Source organism: Mesorhizobium sp. M7A.F.Ca.ET.027.02.1.1, from assembly GCF_004022985.1.
Classification (GTDB): Bacteria; Pseudomonadota; Alphaproteobacteria; order Rhizobiales; family Rhizobiaceae; genus Mesorhizobium.
In genome coordinates this window covers 1-4,436 of record NZ_RZOL01000469.1, presented here as the reverse complement: position 1 = coordinate 4,436, position 4,436 = coordinate 1, and the positions used below count along the sequence as shown (strand labels likewise).

At 64.8% G+C, this 4,436-nt stretch carries 4 protein-coding genes and 2 pseudogenes; 1 reads left to right on the top strand and 5 read right to left on the bottom strand.

The genetic code is table 11. The annotated features are described in order from the left end of the window. Nucleotides 1–112: 112 nt before the first annotated feature. Nucleotides 113–1,276: an FMNH2-dependent alkanesulfonate monooxygenase gene (ssuD, locus tag EN749_RS31425; protein WP_164873927.1), complete on the bottom strand. Its 1,164-nt coding sequence runs from the start codon at nt 1,274–1,276 to the stop codon at nt 113–115. A 92-nt stretch (nt 1,277–1,368) separates the two neighbouring features. Beyond that, nucleotides 1,369–2,322, bottom strand: a complete 954-nt coding sequence (locus EN749_RS31420) for a sulfonate ABC transporter substrate-binding protein (protein WP_128364611.1) — start codon at nt 2,320–2,322, stop codon at nt 1,369–1,371. A gap of 284 nt (nt 2,323–2,606) precedes the next feature. On the opposite strand from EN749_RS31420, the pseudogene EN749_RS31415 reads away from it, so the two are divergent. Then, nucleotides 2,607–2,893: pseudogene (locus tag EN749_RS31415) on the top strand (GIY-YIG nuclease family protein). A gap of 150 nt (nt 2,894–3,043) precedes the next feature. Here the strand turns inward: EN749_RS31415 and EN749_RS31410 are convergent. The 3 genes and pseudogenes from EN749_RS31410 to tauB form a co-directional block, all read right to left on the bottom strand. Further along, nucleotides 3,044–3,229: a hypothetical protein gene (locus EN749_RS31410; protein ID WP_127269227.1), complete on the bottom strand. Its 186-nt coding sequence runs from the start codon at nt 3,227–3,229 to the stop codon at nt 3,044–3,046. A 31-nt stretch (nt 3,230–3,260) separates the two neighbouring features. Further along, nucleotides 3,261–4,121, bottom strand: coding sequence for an ABC transporter permease subunit (locus EN749_RS31405; RefSeq protein WP_128364610.1), 861 nt, complete (start codon nt 4,119–4,121; stop codon nt 3,261–3,263). Continuing rightward, nucleotides 4,118–4,408, bottom strand: a pseudogene (tauB, locus tag EN749_RS31400) (taurine ABC transporter ATP-binding subunit); the annotation flags it as partial. The gene EN749_RS31405 and the pseudogene tauB, both read right to left, overlap by 4 nt. Nucleotides 4,409–4,436: the final 28 nt, after the last annotated feature.

Genomic DNA, 4,436 nt, shown 5'->3' with positions numbered 1-4,436 from the left:
GGCAGCACGTTGGCGGGCATGACGCCCGCGCGGCTGGCAATCTCCCAGCCGGCAATAACCAGCGCCGGGAGCAGCCAGCCGATGGCATTGCCATGCAGGCGCGTGGCAAAGCTCATGACGAAGCCTGCAGGCGGTTGGCGCCATGGAAGCCGACCGAGAATTCGTTGGCGATGTTCTCATGGGCCCGCTGCCGCCTGGTGCCGAGCCCGAGTTTCGGGAACAGAAGCTCGGCGACGCGGTACGCTTCCTCGAGATGCGGATAGCCCGAGCCGATGATGGTATCGATGCCGATCGCCTGGTATTCGCGGATGCGCTCGGTGATCTGTTCCGGCGTGCCGACCAGTGCCGTGCCGGCGCCGCCACGCACCAGCCCGACACCGGCCCACAGATTGGGCGAGACGACCAGCCTGTCACGGCGTCCGCCATGCAATTGCGCCATGCGGCGCTGGCCGACCGAATCCATCTGGTTGAGGAAGCGCGCCTGCGCATTTTCGATCTGGGCGTCGGTGACATGGCTGATCAGCCGGTCGGCGGCGCGCCAGGCTTCGTCCTCGGTCTCACGGACGATGAAATGCAGCCTGATGCCGAAGCGCAGTTTTCTGCCGCGCAGTGCCGCTTTTGCGCGCGCCGCCGCCAGCTTCTGGGCAACCTGCGCCGGCGGTTCGCCCCAGGTCAGATACATGTCGACGAGGTCGGCGGCGAGGTCCTGGCCTGCGTCCGACGACCCACCGAAATAGAGCGGCGGCCGCTCCTGGTGCGGCAGAAGGTCGAGGCGGCCATTCTCGACGCGGTAATATTTGCCGTCGAAATTGACCCGCTCGCCGGACACCAGGCCGCGCCAGATGGTCAGGAACTCATGCGCCTGGGCATAGCGCTCGTCATGCGGCAGGAAGACGCCGTCGCCGGCGAGCTCGGTCGGGTTGCCGCCGACCACGACATTGAGCAGCAGGCGGCCATTGCTCAAGCGATCGAGGGCCGCGGTCTGGCGCGCGGCGAAAGTCGGCAGCGTGACGCCCGGCCGCAGCGCAACGAGAAACTTCAGCTTTTCGGTCAGCGTCGCGAGACCTGTCGCGGTGATCCAGGAATCTTCGCAGTTCTGACCCGTGGGCAGCAGCACGCCGGGAAAGCCGAGCCGGTCGACCGCTTGCGCGATCTCCTTGAAGTAGCCGAATTCGGGCGGTCGCTGCTGCTCCTCGGAACCGAGATAGGAACCGTCGCCATGCGTCGGGATGAACCAGAAGAAATCGAGCGGTGCGGTGCTGGCAGGCGCGGTCATGTCTGGCACAGTCACGGGCGGATCTCCTGTAGATATGGGTGCAAACGCAAAATGGCGCCGGGCGTACTCACCCGGCGCCGTCAGGGGACAAGTTAGTTGCCGGGTGCCGTCCACACCGCGTCGGAGATGCGGACCGCTTTCGGGATCAGCCCGAGCTTGTAGAAGCGGTCGGCGGTGGCCTGCTGGCCGGCGATGATCTCGTCGGTGATCGGAAAGATGCCGAACTTGGTGCGGTTGGCGGCGATGATCTGCGCGTCGAGCGGCACACCGGTCACCTCATGCAGCGCCGCGGCCACCTTGTCGCGGTTCTGGTCGGCCCATTTCGCCGCCTCGCCAAGGGCCGATATCGTCGTTGTGATGGTTTCGGGGTGCGCCTTGGCGAAATCCTTGTTGGCGAGGAAATAGGTGTTGACCTTGAGCACCTCGCTGGAGCGGGCCAGCACACGCGGCTGGTAGCGGGTTTCGGCGATGGCGAAGAACGGATCCCAAACGCTCCAGGCATCGATCTGGTCGCTGGCGAAGGCTGCGGCCGCATCCGCCGGGCTGAGATAGACCGGCGTGATCTGGTCGATGGCAATGCCAGCCTTTTCCAGTGCGGCGACAAGCAGATTATGCGCGCTGGTGCCCTTGCCGACACCGACGCGCTTGCCCTTGAGATCGGCGACGGACTGGATCGGCGACGCCGGCTTGACGAAGATCGCCTCGCCCTCGCCATTCGACGGCAGCGCTGCCGCATAGACGATGTTGGCGCCGGCCGACTGGCCGAAGATCGGCGGTGCGTCGCCGGTCCAGCCGACATCGATGGCGCCGACATTGAGCGCCTCCACGAGCGGCGGACCGGCGGTGAACTCGACCCATTTGACCGTCACGCCCTTGTCTTCAAGGGCCTTTTCGATCACCTGCTGCTGCCTGGCGATCACCGGCAGGCCGGTCTTCTGATAGCCGATGCTGAGCTGCTTCAGCTCCTGCGCTGTGGCGCCGGATGACACGGCAACCGTCGCCGCCAGCAGGCCGATGCCGAAAACACGTCTCGTTAGATTGAACATTGATCCCTCTCCTTCGCTGCGGATCGGCGCCGGAAATGGCCCCGCCGGTTGGAAGATGGATCAGGCTAGGTAGTTCTATAAAGTTAGTAGAGGAATGATTTTGCGAGTTCGTTGCGAACGGCGGAAATATTTTCTGCAGCGACCCTTCCTTCGTCATCCTAGGGCGGAGCAAGGAGCGAAGCGACGCGGCGCAGACCCTAGGATCCATGCCGTGACGTTTGCCTTAGAACGCTACGGATCAGAATGGCGCTTGTCCGCGCACCGAGGCTTGTTACCCTGAAACCATGACCGGCTACGTCTACATGACCGCGAGTCAGAAGCGCGGTACGATCTACATCGGCGTCACCAACGATCTCGGCCGCCGCATGCCGGAGCACAAATCCGGTGAGGGCTCGCGCTTCACCAGTCGCTACGGCGTGCAACGCCTTGTCTGGTACGAGGAGTATTTCGACATCACCGATGCCATCCAGCGCGAGAAGTCACTGAAGCGCTGGCCACGTCAATGGAAGATCGATTGATCGAAAAAGCCAATCCAGAGTGGTTCGAGCTCTTTCGTGGAACCGGCTGGTAGGCGCTCGGTTTCTTTCACCGCCGGAGCATAACATCACCGTCGCGGCATGGATCCTAGGGTCTGCGCGCGTCGCTTCGCTCCTTGCTTCGCCCTAGGATGACGAAACCAGGGTTAGGCCGTCTTCGTGACATGAATCGTGCGCCACCCCCTTCACTGCGACCAATACTGCCAGGCCCAGTAAAAACTCTCGTCGCGTGGCGGCAGGCGGTCGCGCTCGGCGTCCCAGCGGACCGGCGTTGGCGATTTCGGTTGCTGTTCTGGCGGCTGGCTTTCCCTGGTCCAGGCGAGAAGCCAGTTACCGGCTTGGGCGAACAGCACGGCGGTGGAATGGGTCATCGTCATTCTCTCCTGCTCCTCTGGGCTCGGATCATTCGCGTCCCGCCCACGGGACGAGCACGCGCTCGATCCTGCGGATGGTGAATTCGAGCACGAAGGCGATGGCCGCGATCACCAATATGCCCATCACCACCACGTCGGTGACGAGGAACTGGGCGGCCGACTGGATCATGAAGCCAAGCCCGCGTGTCGCCGCCACCAGTTCGGCCGCCACCAGCGTCGACCAGCCGGCGCCGAGCGCGATGCGCAGACCGGTCAGGATCGACGGCAACGCGCTGGGCAGGATGACGTGGCGGACCACTTGGCGCTGGGTAGCGCCCAGCGAGCGCGCCGCGTTGATGCGTTCCTGCGAGACGCCGCGAACGCCGGACGCGGTCGACAGCGCCACCGGCGCCAGCATGGCAATGGCGATCACCAGGATCTTCGACGGCTCGCCGATGCCGAACCAGATGATGACCAGCGGCAGGTAGGCGAGCGGCGGGATCGGCCGCAGGAATTCCAGCAGCGGATCGAAGATGCCGCGCCCGATGGTGCTGATGCCGATGGCGAGACCAACCGGCACGCCAATGGCAAGGGCGGCGACCAGCGCGGCGAATACCCGGCCCAGGCTGGCGACGGCATGCTGCAGCAGCGTAGCATCGACGAAGCCGTCACGGGCGACGGTGATGAACTTGTTCCACACGGCGGCAGGCGATGGCAGAAACACTGGCGACACCAGTTGCAGGCGGGCCGACAGCGCCCACAGCGCCAGCACCACCAGGATGGTCACCGCGCTGACCGCGCGCGCGGAAACGCCTTTGCGCTTCGGGCTGGGTCGTGACCACGGCACCGACAGGCCATCGGCCTCGTCGATCTTGTGCCCCGGTCGCTCCGTGTAGGAAGTAACGGTCATGCCGCCTCTCCTTCGAAGATCGCGTCGGTCAACTCGCCGCGCGCCATCGCAAAAGCCGGATCGGCCTTGATGGTGCGGACGGCTTCGCCCGATGCGTAGCGCCTGGAGAAGCCGGGTTCAAAAGTCCGCACCACGCGGCCCGGACCGGGCGCCAGCACGAGGATGCGGGTGGCCAGCACCAGCGCCTCCTCGATGCCATGCGTCACCATCAGCACGCCGACCTCGCTTGCCGTCCATAAATCGAGCAGCGTCGTCTGCATGCGCTCGCGCGGCAGCGCATCGAGCGCATGCAGACGACGCTGCTCGATTTATGGA